General features: G+C 43.6%; 18 protein-coding genes. 2 read left to right on the top strand and 16 right to left on the bottom strand.

Annotated features, from left to right (window positions below; all coding sequences use genetic code 11):
* Positions 1 to 95 precede the first annotated feature (95 nt).
* The 8 genes from B5X60_RS15015 to B5X60_RS18325 all read right to left on the bottom strand — a co-directional run bounded on the left by B5X60_RS15015 (position 96) and on the right by B5X60_RS18325 (position 8189).
* Positions 96 to 632, bottom strand: a complete 537-nt coding sequence (locus B5X60_RS15015; protein WP_079703535.1) for a hypothetical protein — start codon at positions 630 to 632, stop codon at positions 96 to 98.
* A gap of 295 nt (positions 633 to 927) precedes the next feature.
* The gene (locus tag B5X60_RS15010) at positions 928 to 1524 is read right to left on the bottom strand and encodes an RNA polymerase sigma factor (protein WP_245803538.1); all 597 of its coding nucleotides are present in this window, start codon (positions 1522 to 1524) and stop codon (positions 928 to 930) included.
* A gap of 227 nt (positions 1525 to 1751) precedes the next feature.
* Positions 1752 to 2288, bottom strand: a complete 537-nt coding sequence (locus tag B5X60_RS15005; RefSeq protein ID WP_079703533.1) for an NADPH-dependent FMN reductase — start codon at positions 2286 to 2288, stop codon at positions 1752 to 1754.
* A gap of 12 nt (positions 2289 to 2300) precedes the next feature.
* On the bottom strand, positions 2301 to 2900 hold the full coding sequence (locus tag B5X60_RS15000; protein WP_079703586.1) for an OmpA family protein: 600 nt from the start codon (positions 2898 to 2900) through the stop codon (positions 2301 to 2303).
* Between the two features lie 105 nt (positions 2901 to 3005).
* A complete protein-coding gene (locus B5X60_RS14995) occupies positions 3006 to 4841 on the bottom strand; it encodes a sulfatase family protein (RefSeq protein WP_079703532.1) in 1836 nt (611 codons plus the stop codon).
* 94 nt (positions 4842 to 4935) lie between these two features.
* Complete coding sequence (locus B5X60_RS14990) at positions 4936 to 6645, bottom strand: FAD/NAD(P)-binding protein (RefSeq protein ID WP_079703531.1); 1710 nt, start codon at positions 6643 to 6645, stop codon at positions 4936 to 4938.
* Between the two features lie 322 nt (positions 6646 to 6967).
* On the bottom strand, positions 6968 to 7912 hold the full coding sequence (locus B5X60_RS14985) for a glycerophosphodiester phosphodiesterase family protein (RefSeq protein WP_079703530.1): 945 nt from the start codon (positions 7910 to 7912) through the stop codon (positions 6968 to 6970).
* 103 nt (positions 7913 to 8015) lie between these two features.
* Positions 8016 to 8189, bottom strand: coding sequence for a hypothetical protein (locus tag B5X60_RS18325; protein WP_221406262.1), 174 nt, complete (start codon positions 8187 to 8189; stop codon positions 8016 to 8018).
* A gap of 365 nt (positions 8190 to 8554) precedes the next feature.
* Between B5X60_RS18325 and B5X60_RS14980 the strand changes: the two genes are divergently transcribed.
* Together B5X60_RS14980 and B5X60_RS14975 are read left to right on the top strand one after the other, a co-directional pair.
* Positions 8555 to 9118, top strand: coding sequence for a GNAT family N-acetyltransferase (locus B5X60_RS14980; protein WP_079703529.1), 564 nt, complete (start codon positions 8555 to 8557; stop codon positions 9116 to 9118).
* 150 nt (positions 9119 to 9268) lie between these two features.
* Complete coding sequence (locus tag B5X60_RS14975) at positions 9269 to 9970, top strand: hypothetical protein (protein WP_079703528.1); 702 nt, start codon at positions 9269 to 9271, stop codon at positions 9968 to 9970.
* Between the two features lie 99 nt (positions 9971 to 10069).
* Here the strand turns inward: B5X60_RS14975 and B5X60_RS14970 are convergent, their stop codons facing one another.
* The 8 genes from B5X60_RS14970 to B5X60_RS14935 all read right to left on the bottom strand — a co-directional run bounded on the left by B5X60_RS14970 (position 10070) and on the right by B5X60_RS14935 (position 15634).
* Positions 10070 to 11260 (bottom strand): App1 family protein, encoded by a 1191-nt coding sequence (locus B5X60_RS14970; protein WP_221406261.1) that lies wholly within the window; start codon positions 11258 to 11260, stop codon positions 10070 to 10072.
* A gap of 33 nt (positions 11261 to 11293) precedes the next feature.
* Positions 11294 to 12109, bottom strand: coding sequence for a sugar phosphate isomerase/epimerase family protein (locus tag B5X60_RS14965; protein ID WP_245803537.1), 816 nt, complete (start codon positions 12107 to 12109; stop codon positions 11294 to 11296).
* 10 nt (positions 12110 to 12119) lie between these two features.
* A complete protein-coding gene (locus B5X60_RS14960) occupies positions 12120 to 13010 on the bottom strand; it encodes a phytanoyl-CoA dioxygenase family protein (protein ID WP_079703527.1) in 891 nt (296 codons plus the stop codon).
* Between the two features lie 20 nt (positions 13011 to 13030).
* The gene (locus tag B5X60_RS14955; protein ID WP_170878470.1) at positions 13031 to 13369 is read right to left on the bottom strand and encodes an LptA/OstA family protein; all 339 of its coding nucleotides are present in this window, start codon (positions 13367 to 13369) and stop codon (positions 13031 to 13033) included.
* 53 nt (positions 13370 to 13422) lie between these two features.
* Positions 13423 to 14544 carry a DNA polymerase IV gene (gene dinB / locus B5X60_RS14950; protein ID WP_079703525.1) on the bottom strand — a complete coding sequence of 374 codons (1122 nt, stop codon included), beginning with the start codon at positions 14542 to 14544 and terminating at the stop codon, positions 13423 to 13425.
* Positions 14545 to 14607: 63 nt separating this feature from the next.
* The gene (locus B5X60_RS14945) at positions 14608 to 14997 is read right to left on the bottom strand and encodes a GreA/GreB family elongation factor (RefSeq protein ID WP_079703583.1); all 390 of its coding nucleotides are present in this window, start codon (positions 14995 to 14997) and stop codon (positions 14608 to 14610) included.
* Positions 14998 to 15007: 10 nt separating this feature from the next.
* On the bottom strand, positions 15008 to 15190 hold the full coding sequence (locus tag B5X60_RS14940) for a hypothetical protein (protein WP_079703524.1): 183 nt from the start codon (positions 15188 to 15190) through the stop codon (positions 15008 to 15010).
* Between the two features lie 60 nt (positions 15191 to 15250).
* A complete protein-coding gene (locus B5X60_RS14935) occupies positions 15251 to 15634 on the bottom strand; it encodes a GreA/GreB family elongation factor (RefSeq protein ID WP_079703523.1) in 384 nt (127 codons plus the stop codon).
* Positions 15635 to 15681 lie beyond the last annotated feature (47 nt).

The following is a 15681-nucleotide window of genomic DNA, read 5'->3' as shown; positions in this document are numbered from 1 at the left end:
ATTTCAATTCCTTCTTCGATGTTTCGGCTTGTATAAATTATTCTATTGCTGTTGTATGTCACAACGCCGTCAGGGCTTCCCCTGGGTATGCTTTATTATTGCTGAGTAACTGTGTAAACTACAGGAATAACGTTCAATCCTGTTGCTTTACCAGCGTAAGTACCACCAGCACCGATCAGATATGAAACGTTGAACTTGTTTGTTGAATTAGCACCGCTCCATGAAGTATTAGTAGCAGTTATCACTGTTGCAGCTGTACCACCTGATGCAGGTAATGTAACTGCTGATCCGTAAGTTATACCTGCAGAGTTTCCTGCGTTAGTTGAACCGATAGCCGGAGTTAACTTTACTGAACCCGGTGCCAATGCTGCCGTACCTGTTACTGTTCCAGCAATTGCCTTAACAACATAACCTCTTGATGAAATTACCGTGATGTGGTCGGTTGCTAAAGATGTAATACCATTGTTATACTTTGCTTCGGTATCGAAGTTTACATCAAGAGCTGCCGGCTGGCTAACTGAGAATGATAATACATCAGATAGTGTGATGTTTGCATTTGCAGTTTGAGCAAATGATTTGTTGCTGATGATTGATACGGCAACGATTGCGATTACTAGTAATACTTTTTTCATGTCTTTCTTGTTGTGATGAAGCTGCTTTAAGCCTCATGTTTGGTTTTATTTTGTTCTAGATTAATTTCTCTCTGTTGAACACATATAGACAAACACAAGACCAATCTCTGTAAGTACCCCAAATCGCCCAAATAAGCTTATAATCCTCGAAAGTGGGGAATTATGGAGGGATTCATTTCCTCAACTGGGGAAACTGATTCTCATTCCAGACTGATCTACAGCAAAAAGGCCCGAACGAATCCAGGCCTTTTCTACAAACTAAACAATCTAAACTAAGTAAACTCGTAATTGACTTTTAAGCGTAAACTTTCCTCAGTTCACTGATAGACGACTGTAATCTGGAACGTAGAATCCCTAATGTGATATTAAGCTCCTCGGCAGCCTGCACATGTGTATACCCTTTAAAGTATACCAGCTCCAGTGCTGATTTCTGATCGTTAGTCAGGATCTTAGTCATGTCCTTTACCCCAATCAGCTCTGGGTTATAATTTGTCTGGAAAGTCATATCAACTTGTTGGCCAACTTCAGAAAGATCTTCGCATACCGTAGCGTTCCGATGATTTGAGCTTCTCAGGTAATCAATAGAAAGGTTACGGGCTAATCGTGCCATCCAGGTGTATAAGCGACCTTTAGTTGCGTCGTACTTTGCAAACGACTTCCAGATTTTTATGAAGGTTTCCTGCAAAAGGTCCTGTGCAACTTCTTCAATTACTACTATAGTTGAAATAACTTTATAAAGTGAGTCAGAATACATTTGATAGAGAGCGGACATAGCCAGGCTATCATTGTTTTTTAAGCCCACGACAAGCATATCTTCAGATAAACGGAGCTTTCTGCTTCTTTTCTTACTGATGGCTTGAACATCTTCGAGAGGTAATACCAGTGACATCATCGCTTTTATACTTTTTGATAGTATAAAAATGATTGACGAACATGAATTTTAGATGAAGATTACTAATTAATAGAATCAACATGCTATTTGTTACAATTCTTACGACAAACCACTGAATATCAGTTGATGCAATCGAATTCAATAGCTTGGTTTATACCAAATCTGTACAGGTTGTATGTCTAAAAAATACAGCGAAAATGAAATTAATGAACAACCGCCTTAATTGGTCAAATAACTTTATCGGCAAAATGAATGAAGTTATCTACGAACTGATCCATTCTTGTACCGTATGATTCGTCGGTGAGCTGACCATCTTTAAATAAAGCCTGAACCTTTGGGGTGATGAGAAACTGAGGACAAACAATCCCATTCAGTTTAATAATATATTGCTGGAGACTTCTTACCGCATTGATTCCCCCAAGCACGCCAGCTGAAACACTAATGATGCCGAAAGGTTTATTCCCATACTCCTTATAGAAATAGTCCATACTATTCTTGAGACTTCCGGGATAGCTGGCATTGTGTTCTGGCGAAACAATTACGAAAGCATCTGTTGCATCAAGCCTGGGCTTTAAAGCCTTAAGAACCTCGCCGGGGGCTGGGTGCGAGTCAAATGTATAATCGAGTAATGGTAAGTTACTTTCTTTCACGTCCCATAGCCAATTATCCTTTTTCAGTAAATCAAGCTTGCCTTTAAGCGATAGAGCAACCTGATGCGATTGCCGTTTTGGCCTGGCACTGCCAGAGATAATTGCTATGTTCATGCCCCTAATCGATTAATTATCTTTCTTTATCTCAACGCGCCTGTTTTGCTGTCTTGCCGCCTCGGTATTGTTGGTATTAAGGGGCTTGGACTCACCAAAACCTTTTGCTTCCAGATTACGCCCGTTGATGCCGGCCGAAACCAGGTAGCTTTTAACCGCAGTAGCCCGATCAATGGAAAGAGTCAGGTTCCTGGTTTCAGTTCCTTCCGCTGAAGAGTGTCCGTTAAGGCTGAACTTCATGTCCGGGTACTTTTTCATCTCTCTGGCTATCTCGTCAAGAATAGAGTATGAGGAAGTTTTTAGCACTGCTGAGTTAAATTCAAAAAGGATATTCTGGTAATTAAAAGTTGGTGCCGGGGCAACTACCTCGGGGCAGCCATTGTTATCGGCAGAGCCTGCCTTGTTCGGACAATTATCCTTTGAGTCGGCAATTCCATCTCCATCTGAATCCGTTTCGGCAACGGGAGCTGGCTTAGGCTTTTCTTCTTCAACGGGTGCTTGTACAGGTACCGGCGCTGCCTGGGTAATCATTTTCTTCGGTTTACATGCTGTAGCGAATGCCAGAACCGTGATAAAGGTCAGCAGCGATAATCTGTTTGTAAGTGTTCTCATTAAGTGCTTATAAATAATAAAGGCTAAACTACCCATTAACACGTATTCGTTCCAAGCAAGTGTTTTCCACATGCATAGGAAAAGTAATAGATATTGAAGACCTGGCTACTGCTGCGGGGCTCTCGACAACGTATTCATGGAGAATTTCAGGCCTGTAATCTTCCCTACAAACGTCTGGTATTTCCCGCTTACATCCAGGCCCTGCAGCTTGCCGGAAGTTACGTATCCTGCTTTTATCTTTGTAAAGTCGGCCTTCACATCCTGCTGCAGAACTGCTGCCCCGTTAAAATGAATTTCTACCTGCCCTTTATTGGTAAGCCTGAACACCAGGTTCCCCCTCGGTTCTTCCAATGGGCTACCGTAAAATACTTTCCCATCAGCAAACTCTACCCCAATCTTATTCTGATAGGCGCTAACTTTGAATTGCCCGAAATAGTCGCACACTATCCCGCCTTTATCTATACCATCCAAATACCCCGTGATATAAAGTGTGTCTGGGTTCCAAACTTTGCGGTTAAAAGATAGATCAGACGCTCCGGTATTCTGCCTGATCTCATAAGAGCGATCGTAAAAGTCTGGAAGTGGTCCATGAACAATTGAAGCCTCACTTTCACCCTGCCGGTCCAGCTCCTGTTGTAATAAGCCGGCAAGCTTTAACAAATCTGACCTGGATGCCGGAGCCCCGCTTAGATTAACAAACTCATTCTTATCATTAATCAGGTTAAATAGTTCTTCAGGCTCACGGTAGCTATACCTGTCAAGCAGGAATTTGCTTTTGTTATTATTCAAAGCCGACTCTACCCAGGAGTCAAAGTAAAACATGTTGCGCTCTACCTTATCAATATGGGTGATAAACCTGCGACCCGGATGATAGTTCCGGATGTAGTGAAGTCCCGAAGCGGTTAAAACAGATCGTGAAGGTGTGTAGTTATACCAGTAATGAGGTTCTACCGATGTCTCCGCGAAAATATACTCGTGGTGTTCTTTCTTCCCTTTCGTTAGTACATCCTTAAAACTCTTTCCATCGAGGCCCGTCTTCGGCTTTAGTCCCGCCATGTCTACCAGGGTCGGTGTTAGATCTACAAGGGAAATCAGAGCATCACTTGTACTTCCTTTTGCCACCTGACCCGGCCATCTCACAATAAACGGAACTCTGAGACCCTTATCATACACCGTCCATTTAGCCCCTGGAAACTGTGCTCCCTGGTCCGCAAAATAGAAGAATGCGGTATTATCTTTCTTACCTGCCCGATCCACGGTCGTCATAACTTCGCCAAGCAGACTGTCTGCAGTAGTAATACTCTGATAGTAAGATGCAACTGCTGCACGCGTTTCCTTCGTATCAGCAAGGTAGTCTGGCAGCTTTATCTTCGCTGGATCATAATCTACGTTCTTTACCCAGGGGACATGCGGCAGCCATGGGGCGATGATGATGCATAGCGGCTGTTCTGGTTTCTCCTTAAAATGCGACTCTATCATCTTCACACTTTCCTGCCTGCGGTCAGTACGGTTTGCAACTGGCTCGTACTTGCCGAACTCTTTGCCGATGTGTTCAAAAGGAAAAGCTGATAAGGGGAATACATCGGTTTTGCCTGCGATTACAACACGGTATCCTGCCTCTTTTAAGAATGCCGGCAGGTTACCAATGCCTGGCCGGGTGGTGAAATGGTTCATCTGCGAGCCATTCCGGTACGGATACAGGCCGGTGAACATCACACTCCGGGATGGTGAACACATTGAAGAAGCCGCATAGGCTTTATTGAATCGCATGCCTTCTTTAGCAAGCTGATCCATATTTGGAGTGCGGACGTCGGTGTTTCCGTATGCACCAACATCCTCCTGGTTCTGGTCGTCCGTAATGTAAATGACGATATTAGGCTTGCTTTGAGAACGCGTGATAAAGGGAGATAAGATGGCTAACAGCAGCAGAATGTGTTTCATGACATAAAGCTATACAAGTTGAATCAAGAATCAAGTATCAAGAATCAAGAATCAAGATCTGGCTCCCGAAACGTTCAGTCGGCCTCTCGAACTATCAGTTTATATACTCTATAATCCGTGCCGAGGCCTCTTCACAAAAATCTAGGCCAGAATAGTCCGGATTGTAGCCCCCGATATAGGGCACGGCCATGATAAAGATCCTGTCGTTTGCCACGCCGTACTTATCTACTACCTGGAAATTATCGTTAATGGTTATACCTGGCACCTTTAAATAGCAATTACCCTGATCATCAACCACAACATCTTCGTTGCCTGCTGCTAATGCCATTTTCCCTGCTGTCGTAGATCTGAACCGGATATGAGCCTCACTGATCGTCTCATTCTCTATCATACTTTTAAAAGGAAACTGCTCAAAGGATAGTCGTGGCTGACCAATGCTGTTTACAAACGTCTTGTAATGGGTAGAAACGGCTTTGCCTTTTTCGTCGGTGTATTTGTAAGTTACCCCGCCCGTCGCTTCGGGTACCACCTCACTGGCTTTATCAACTGCAATTAGCTCCAAAACTCCCGCATCATACAAAGCCAGCATTTCTTTCGCCGAGCTCTGAGGAACAAAAGCGATAACGATAGAGATCAATGGCATCAGTACTTTAGTAAGCCTCTGCATATCTTCTGCCGAAAGGTACTTAGCCGGGTAATTCATGGCAAAGCTTAATACCGCCAGCATTTCTTTCCAATACACCGATTGCTGACGCCTGATAGACTTCTCCGCTTCTGCATATTCTGCTCTAAACAATTGGAACGCATCCAGCCGTTCCCGCAGATCCATCATGGATGCTACAAAATCCTCGAGAGTCAAATCCTTTATTCTACCGTAGAATTCCGGGTCTTTATCTCTGAATATCTCCTTAAAATTCTTCTCAAACACAAAGTCGAGCGATAAGAAGCCATCATTGGCTTGCTTATGTGCCTCAATTTCTTCCGGGGTAAGCAATGAGTCGTTGGTAAGATGCGTATCCTCCAGATGGAACCGGATGCCGGGTAAGAGCGCGTCGATTGAATGCATAACCAGTTTGAAATCCGGGCTTTGCTCTGCCAGTTGAAACCTTATACTCCCATCTTCATTCTTGATAAACTCGCCATTATTCCTGGCCAATGTCCTGATGGCGTCTATTGCTGTCAGGGACGAACCCTTTATCGCAACCGGGTGATTCAGTTTGAGCCGGAGCTTTGAAGGCGGGTAGGGAGAATCGAAATATCCCTCTACTTTACCTTCATTAACTAAAGGCCATTTATGTCCTGTGCAGATCACCACCCTGTCGAAGCTTAAAATACTTCCATCTTCTGTTTCAACAGCAACAATGCCCTCCTGGGGTTTGTCTATGATATCAGCGACATTAGTATTGAGATGAAGGCGTGTTACTATGCCGGCTTCCTTTGCCTTATCCTGCAAAAGCTTAAACTGTGCTGATAGATACTGTCCAAAAAATAATCTTGGCAGAACCTTAAATTCATTAAAGTTTTCCGGAGTGATGCAAAATGTATCAAGGATTTCTTTGGGTACAATCTTCACCCACTCCTCGATAGACATGACCAGCTCGGGTATTTCATTGTCCGAAACATTGGTAATATGTTCCTCATTCGCTCCGTCCACGCTGTAGGGCATACCTGTGCCTAACTCGCCCTTCCGTTCGAAGATATCGACGGTAAGTCCCTTCCTGCCGGATTCTATCAAGCGTTTATACATGAATAATCCTGCCGGGCCACCCCCTAGTATTGCTAATCGCATGCTGTTCTCCGTCATATGGTTTTTATGAATTCGATGTGATAACATCTTTTTTATAGATAGGTTTTAGAATGAGGTTATTTATGGTGCTTTTAGGCTGACATTGAGTATTTGTACTGTGTCATTATGTGGTTTATTTTAACTTAGTTGTCCGTCCTGCATTTGCCGTTCATTTGCCGTTCATTTGCCGTTCATTTGCCGTTGAGACAAGGGCTAAAAAATGGAGGTTTAACCGCTATCGTTAAACAGAAACAGACTTACACCCTGGGGCAAAAAAAAAGAGCACCATCCGATAGGATCGTGCTCTCATTTTACCTGGGACCTATGCCTATGAATGATGCTATTTTACTTTTAGGGTGGAATGGTATTTCCGTTTTGGGCTCTTCTTTACATCCAGCGATTTAATTGCTGCGGCTACTTCAACTGGCAGGTCAGATTCAAGAATATCCGCACCCTGCTTAAAAGTGTCGCGATAATTGGAAGCCCGCTCATTATTGTCAGTAAGTTTATCGTAAGAGGGCGCAGCCGAGATCATACACATTACTCCCTTTGCATGCAGCAGATCGAGTAGTTCTTTATTCTCAGGCTTGTTCTTCGAACCGATATAGGCGATCATATTCTGCCATGGAATTCCGGCTTTATCGTAGTCATCAAAGGCTTTTCTTGTGAGGATATGCACAGAAAACATGGCCTTCGGATTGCTCTTCAGATAGTATTTAGCCTGATCGGGATTGTGAACGGTATACATGATCACTTCATTTCCTGATTCTTTAACGATCTTTTCAGTCAGTTCAAGCGGTACATCTTTGTGATCAAGATTAAGAACTGTTTTTCCTTTACTCCATTTGATCACATCCAGCAGCAGCGGGATTGCATAAGGGGTTACATTCCCTTCCGGATCCTTAAGCCGGAACTGTTGCAGTTCTGCGTAAGTATAATCGGAAACTTTACCCTTGCCGGTAGTCGTACGGTCCAGAGTAGCATCATGCATCAGCACAACATATCCATCCTTGGTAAGACGAGGATCAATTTCAAAGAATGCCGGAGTATATTTCAATGTATTTTCAAGGGTAGGAATGCAATTCTCAGGATACCCTTTCGTGTTACCGCCCCGGTGCCCGCTCACTATCGGCAGGTCGTTTCCTGTGTACCGGAAATAGTCGATCAGCTGCTGGCTATTATTAATTTTAAAAATGTTAATTGTCTTCCTCTGAGAAAATGCGCGTGGAGGTAAAATCAGAAAGAGGAATGCGCTGTAAATAATTAGGTTCGAAACAGACTTCATAGAATTCATTTGGGTGCCCGGCGGACTATGCTTCCACAGTTTCCACTATTCAAAGGTAATTATCATTACACTTCCGTGCTTAGGCTCCCTAAAATAAAAACCGTCAATATATTTGCTTCGACCGCATCATATCCAGTTCCGCCTTATCGATATCAACAATCGCATACGTCGACACTTTAGTTAGAGATACTTCATCCAGGATATTTACCAGATCACCGTATTCAGATTTGTCGCTCGGTTTAATCAGAAGAATTAAACCTTTTCCTGTTTCATCCAACACCCCGCTCGTTCGACCATTGCTGTCAGGTCTACTCTGGGAATGCTGGAACTCCGTGTGCCGCGTGAATTTTGATTCGATGGGTTAGTTAACTCTGCCATGTCGTTTTATTTTATGGATGCCGGAGCCGTAAGTATTCCACAAAAACACCCCAACTTATAAGCAATGATGAAGTCGGTAATGAATTAACTGTTCGGTACAATGAAAAAAAATAAAATGGTAATATTTGCAGGACCTGTGTCGCGATATTTATACGCAGGCAACCGGCATTTTTACCTGAAGTGATTAGCACTCAAACCAACACATCCAAAGACTGTTATCAGACTCAGCATTAAGTAAGTCCCGAAAGACAGGCAGCTCTCCATATGATTAAATTAGAATATTTTACCAGCGCAGATTTTGAGACTTTACTTGATTGGGTTCAGGATGAGGAATTGCTGGTGCAGTGGGCTGGCACTCAGTTCAGGTTCCCGCTTTCAACCAAGAAACTTGACCGGTATATTGAAGATGCGAATGATTTTGAGCACTCCTCAACATTTATATACAAGGCCACTGAGACCGAAAGCGGCCGCATAGTTGGCCATATTTCGCTAACAGCAATTAACAGAGAAAACAGGTCGGCACGCATTACGCGGGTGCTTGTTGCAAATTCCGAACGAGGGAAAGGCATTGCTGAGCAAATGGTCAAAGCAATGATGAAGATTGGGTTTGAAGAGCTGCATCTTCATCGTATGAGCCTGGGTGTTTACGACTCTAACCTGCCTGCAATTAAGTGCTACAAAAAATGTGGATTTCTTGTTGATGGAGTGCTACGGGATATCCAAAGGCATGGCGACGAATACTGGAACCTTATGGAAATGAGTATTCTTGAAGATGAATGGGCTGCCATAACGGCGCGCGACGGCCACAAACCGGACATAAAACCTTGATTATCATCTCATAGATAGCCCCAGGATTTAATTCCCACTGGGTAACCTAACAACAAATTCTTCCGTATACAATGTATCTTTAGGGTTGATTGTACTTATGTTGTACAAGCAGCTCTAGAAATATAAGTTCAAGCCTTTGACTATCAAATCATGAAAAAAGCATTACAAAGTGTTTTAATAGTATTCTTTGCTACCGTTTTAAATGGCTGTCAGAAAGACTCTGTTAACGATGGAGAGCTTACTTATAATTTTAAAACTTCAAACCTTAGTGCTTCACTAAGTTCGACAGCCTCTGCCAGTGGAACCCCGGTAGCGCCGCTTTCAAATGGAAGCATAACCTGGAAGTCGGGAACCGTGAATATCCAGCAGATATACTTTGGTGCGAAGAAGGATAATACCCCATTTGCAGTGGAGTTTGAGAAACTGTCAAATATCGATATCCTTAAGGTCTCAACGGTGAGTGGAAGCGTGGCTATTCCGACCGGCACGTACAGCGACATCAAACTTAGGTTAAGGCTGAAAGAGTCTGCTACAAACAAACCCTTAGTGCTATTAGGGACCTATACTGAAATTTCCGGAACAAAAATTCCTATTGAGATTCAATTTAATGAGACTTACGAGCTGACACTTACCCCTCCAGCCTTAACCATTAAAGGCGATAAGTACGATGTGAATGTCAACCTTGATCTTAGTAAACTCGCTAAAAACCTAACCTTATCCGATTTCGGGCAAACTACCAGAAGTGGCGCCGACAATATGATACTGGTTAACAGTTCGAAGAATGTAGCCTTGTTTGAAAAACTTAAGGCTAACTTCCTCCTTATTGCTGACGCCCAGATTACCAAGAAGTAATCATTTCAACTAAGGTCAAGGCTCTGTTTGAATTATTTAATAACCGGAATGGGTGTGGACCTGCCAGTTTCAAACCTGACTGCGGAAAGAAGGAGGTGATTACGGCCCAGTTATGGAAACCTCCTCTTTGCCGGCAATCTCACCTTTATCCTTCTTCTTATCTTCCTCGATCTCTGGTATGGCTTGAGTATAAATCAAACCTGATTTAGCGGCGTGCTCAGCTGCTTCAACTGTATTGTCCACAATTACCAGTTCAACGAAGTCTTTCAACTCAGCCGATATGTCCATTGCAATCTTTTCCCGGTCGGTCAGTTGCACATCCCTGATATATATTGCCAAAACTCTTCCCGGGAACTTTTTAACGATCTCCCGGTAAATGGCTGGATCTTCCTGTCCGCTGTCCCCAATTAATACAAAGTTGAGCAGCGGGTAGGTGAGCATGATGTTCTCAATCTCCTTAAATTTATGCCCCATATGCCCCGAGCTGATAAACTTATTATCCTGCAGTCCAAAATCCCTGAGTAAAAGCGGTCCTTCCGGAATCTGGTTCAGATCGAGAAAGTCCTTCAACAGATCATACATGTTCCAGGGACTGCTGGATACGTAGAAGAAAGGGTTATTGCGCTTACCATTACGCCCCAGTTGCAACGACTTATAAAACTCTGATACCCCGGCAAAAGGCATCCTGGTCTTTGCATTATGCAGAAACACCTTTCGTGACATAGCCAGCACATCAGTAGCACTGGTGTGGACTATGGTATCGTCAATATCACTGATGATCCCGTATTCCGCATCAGCGGGCGGAACTAGTACCTGTGCCTGAGTGCTTAGTCCGGGCTGAAATTCAATAGGTGCATCGGTAAGCTCCACATCAATTTCGTGCCACATATAAGTCGGGCTAATTGGTGTTTCAGGAGCAAGGTTCAGCATAAAATATCCTTCCTCGTCAGTGATCACCGTATGCTCCTGCTCCTGGAAATTCACTTTAAGTGTGGCTCCCGGAATTTCGTCACTCTGGAACCTGTGGTACATATTTACCAGGTTATGAAAGATGGTATCCCGGTCAGTAGCTGCATCTATTCCTTTGTCTTCAAGCACTCTGCCTTTGATATATAGCCGGTTGACGGTTCCGTAACTGCGATAAGTGACAATCTGCAGCGGATCATTAAGTTTCAGTCGCTTGCGCAATTTAAAAAGGAGGTTGTCGAATTGATTTTCGACAATGGACGTAGAATCATTAAACAGTTTTTTCCAGGCAGCCATATCTAACACGTTTCTATTGAAACGCATTTTGACTGGATGTGTTTAAATTAATGCGATTTCCTAGGTCTGTGCGATGTATCTCTTCTTAAGCAAGTTCATCAGATCTGTATTTAATTTCCATTGCTTTTCAGTAGGATCAAGTGTAGAATTGACCTGCATGTAAGGTGGGGGGCCGAATTCGGTTGTAATAGGCAGCAGCTCCGTCCCTTTGTTTTTATTCATGATGACTACCCGGTCCCAACATTCGAAATGGAACTGCAAAGCAGCCTGATATTGCGGCAGGGTAAAATCGGGGACCTGTGGTCCCTGTTCAAAGCCAACCCGGGCATGTATGTGGCGTGTGTGATCTATTGCAACGTTGAGCGCCGATGTCTGATCCTGGAGCAAGCTCTCAGCTACATTACACCAGTGCGATACATCAAGGGTCAGGTCTGGATGAGCAAGTTCCAGATATGGTTTTGTAATGTGAGCGGCAAAGGCAAACCTGCCCCGGTGTGTTTCATGAAATACTGGTATTCCACTTTCGTGTGATATCCAGGAGGCAATTTGAAGCAAGGCCACATTTTGCTCAAAGTTAAAGTGGTCTTTACCAGTATGCGAATTAATGAAGAGTGGCTTTAGCTCTGTTAGTGCTTTTAATCGCGCTGTATACTCCGCTTTATGAGCTTCAAAATCAGCCGTACTTGTCTCCCAATGCTGACCGATGAAATAAAGCTGATGTTTGCTCAGGTTATCAAGGAAATCTTCTTGCTCATCTGTCGGCGGCAGACTGGTTTCCACTCCGTCATATCCAGCGTCCTTTACCTTTCGGAAAAATGCATCCCAGCTTTCGTTCTTCTGGCCCCAGGTGGTGCAGAAATAGGAAATTCTCATCATTTAATTGTTCTTAGACGCCAGCTAATGATGGATCAAAAAGCAGCGGGTGGAACTGACCGCTCATTTTTTGCCCTTTCGGGATAGGTGTAGCTCCCTGCATAAGTTCATTATCCGTGTCGGAAAGGGTGCCGTCAGAGAATACATTCAGCACAAATGCTCGCCTCATTCGCTTCGACCGGTTTTCATAAGATCCATGAACCAACAGCGGGTGATGAAAAGTTCCGTGGCCCCTCTTGAGTTCGATAGGCACAGGCAGGAACTCCTCCTTCTGCTGATCGGTAAGATATTGCATCAAACCATCCATATCACCAGCCAGATCTGGCTTATCCAGGAGTCCCCAGCGATGGCTTCCCGGAACGTAATAAAGGCAGCCATTATTTATTGTTGCATCGTCGAGCCCTACCCAGCAGGTAAGGTGGTGCATCGGAATTGTGCGCGTCCAGTAAGAGTAATCCTGGTGCCAGGCCACTACGCCTCCATGTAAGGCGGGTTTGTAGAAAAGCTGGTCATGCCAGAAACGAACAGCTTTATCTCCCAATAACTGAGAAGCAGCCATCACGAATGCCGGATTCCATAGTACATCGTGAAAGCCAGTTGTTACCCGCCATGCCCCGAGGGCGTGGAACAGAACCACATTGGGATCATGAGATTCGTTCGAATTGTATTCATGGAACAAGGAGTTTCCAGGGTGTTGCGGATCAATCAATCCGCTTAGTTCTTCATTTAGAAAATCAACCTGCTCACCGTTAAGAAACTTAATGTCACTAGCGTACCCGAGCTCTTTATAACTATTAACCTGCTCAGGTGAAAGGCGATATTGCTTCCATTGAGATGGAGTTTCAGGCCACCTGAACATATCAGAGATCTGAGTGTGAATTTTGGAAAGATCCTGGTAATCCATAACTAATGCAAATACTAAGGCTACTCGATAGTAACCACCCGTTCGCCAATGGTATATCTCAGAATTCTATTTTTTGCATCTGCGTGACTTTTAACAGCTTGGGCAGATGTCACTACAATTAGGCCTGTACCAATTATCTTATTAGACCTCTTATCAATCAGTATATTGTCCGCCTGGAAGCTGACGTTGTTGTCCTGAAAAGATGCCTTTCCATATAAATGGATAGTATTGTTTTCAGTGTCCGTAACTATTGAATCTGCGGCGCTATACTTCATCTCGCCGCTTGTCAGCTTGCCTGGCTTTTGCGCATATACAGCTGTGCACATAAACATAAATAGTATCAGAGTGATGCCCTTCATAGTGTTGATCATTTAGTCGTTTATTGATTGGAGTACTATAAATATAATAAAACTTACTGCATATCATCCTCAAAAAGCTCCAGTTGATCACTGCTCTTCCTGGCTTTTAGGTTATCCTGCTGGATTCCGAAGTTTGATAACGAGATGCCCAGTAACCGAACCTTCTGGCCTTCCATAAAGGCTAATGCAATTAGTTCCTTGGCAGTAGCAGATATAAGCTCAACTCCGTCTACAGGTTCAGGGAAAGACCGGTTCCTGGTAATCTGTTTAAAATCACTGTATTTAATTTTGAGAGTGATGGTTCGCCCCTGAAGTTGTTTTTTTTGCAGGCGATTACAAACTATCTGGGCAATCTTATCCAGCTCAATCTCCATCTCTTCCAGCGTGGTCAGGTCATAGGCGAACGTATCTTCAGCAGCAAGCGACTTCGATTCCCGGTGTGGCTGTACTGCACGATTATCAACCCCACGCACGATCTCATAGTAAAAATTTCCCGCCTTGCCGAAGTGGCGCACGAGATCGTTCATTGACAATTTCTTTAAGTCAGCGCCCTTATGCAAGTTCAGGCTTTTCATTTTTGACGCTGTTACTTTCCCTACCCCGTAGAATTTCTCAACCGGGAGTTCTTCCATAAATCGCTCAATGGCAGAAGGCCCGATGAATTTCAGACCATCGGGCTTATTGATATCTGAGGCTATTTTAGCAACAAACTTATTGATCGAAACACCAGCAGAGGCAGTTAGCTGAAGTTCTTCCCTGATCGCAGTTTTAATCTGCCGGGCAATCTCCATTGCCGATCCGATATCCAGTTTATCCTGCGTGACGTCCAGATAGGCTTCATCTAAAGAAAGGGGTTCTATTAAATCAGTATACCGGCTGAATATCTCCCTGATCTTCTGCGAAACCTCTTTATACGCTTCAAATCGGGGCATAACGAATAAAGCATCGGGGCAAAGTTTCTGAGCCTGCTTACACGGCATCGCAGATCGGATTCCGAATTTGCGTGCTTCATAGCTTGCCGTAGCTACTACGCCTCCCCGGCCTTCAGGCAAGCCACCAACTACTAATGGCTTGCCCCGGTATTCGGGATTGTCACGCTGCTCCACAGATGCATAAAAAGCATCCATGTCTATATGAATGATCTTACGATATGCAGTTTGCGTGGCTTCTTCCATACGTACACAAATATACTTTTCGTATAAAGTCTAATCTCCTTTCATGAATCTTTTTTGTGCTTGTTAGTCAATTTCCCTCCGCTCAACATGTACAATGCGAAACACCTTCAGGCCATTAGGCATCTCCCAGTCAACTTCAACTCCTGGCCGGTAGCCTAAAAGGGCAACTCCTATTGGTGCAAGTACAGACAAGCGATTTGTTTTAATATCCGCTTCCCGCGGATTTACGAGATGGAAGTCAAAGGTTTTACCACTTTCTACATCCTGTATCTGTACATATGAATTTGCCGATACAACGTCCCCAGGCATATCGTCAGGGGAAATAACCCGTGCTGTTTTTAACTCCAGACCAAGCTTCTTCTTGTTAAATTCAGATAAGTTGGTGCTTAGTTTCAAGTGATTGTTCAAAAGCTCATGATCGCTTTTGGATAGTATAAGCTGTGCATTTTTCATCTTAATATGTTTATTGTTTAATTTTTGAGGGTTGTCCGCTTTCATCGTAATCAAAGCGGCCGGTAATCATCACTTCGTCTTCGCAGACCGGACATTCAATAACCAGATCCTCGATCAGGACATTCTTAACACTTATATAGGGGGCTCCTGTCACTTCGACAACGCCCTTATGGTCAGGACATATAATTTTCATCGTTTTTGAATAAAGATTTAGAAAAGAGGATGGCAGGCTTTCCCGCCATCCAGATGCATTTTATGATAAAGGAGTTACCTTTTGGATTATGAAGGTTTTTAAACCTTCAGGCATATCCCATTCCACGTGAGTTCCTTCGGGATAACCGATCAGCGCTACTCCTACAGGCGAAAGAATCGATACTTTGTTGTTCTTAATCTTTGCGTCGGCAGGTGCTACGAGGTCGAAATTCAGCTCTTCGTCTGTTGCAATATCCAGAACCTTTACATTTCGGTTTACTGATACAACATCCACAGGGATTTCGCTGCTTACACGGATTTGAGCTGCTTTCAGCTCCTTTTCAAGTTTCGTTTTATTGAAGACAGAAAGCTTATTATTAGTTTTTAAGTGTGTTTTTAAAAGACCGTACATTCCCTTAGAGAGAACTATTTTATTCGTTTCCATTATTAGGTATTTAACAAGAAATAATTAGTGAATTTATCCGGCCGTTT

Origin of the sequence: Daejeonella lutea, assembly GCF_900168015.1 — a bacterium.
GTDB classification, from domain to species: domain Bacteria; phylum Bacteroidota; class Bacteroidia; order Sphingobacteriales; family Sphingobacteriaceae; genus Daejeonella; species Daejeonella lutea.
The sequence above is the reverse complement of the archived record's forward strand: the minus strand, read 5'-3'. Positions and strand labels throughout refer to the sequence as shown.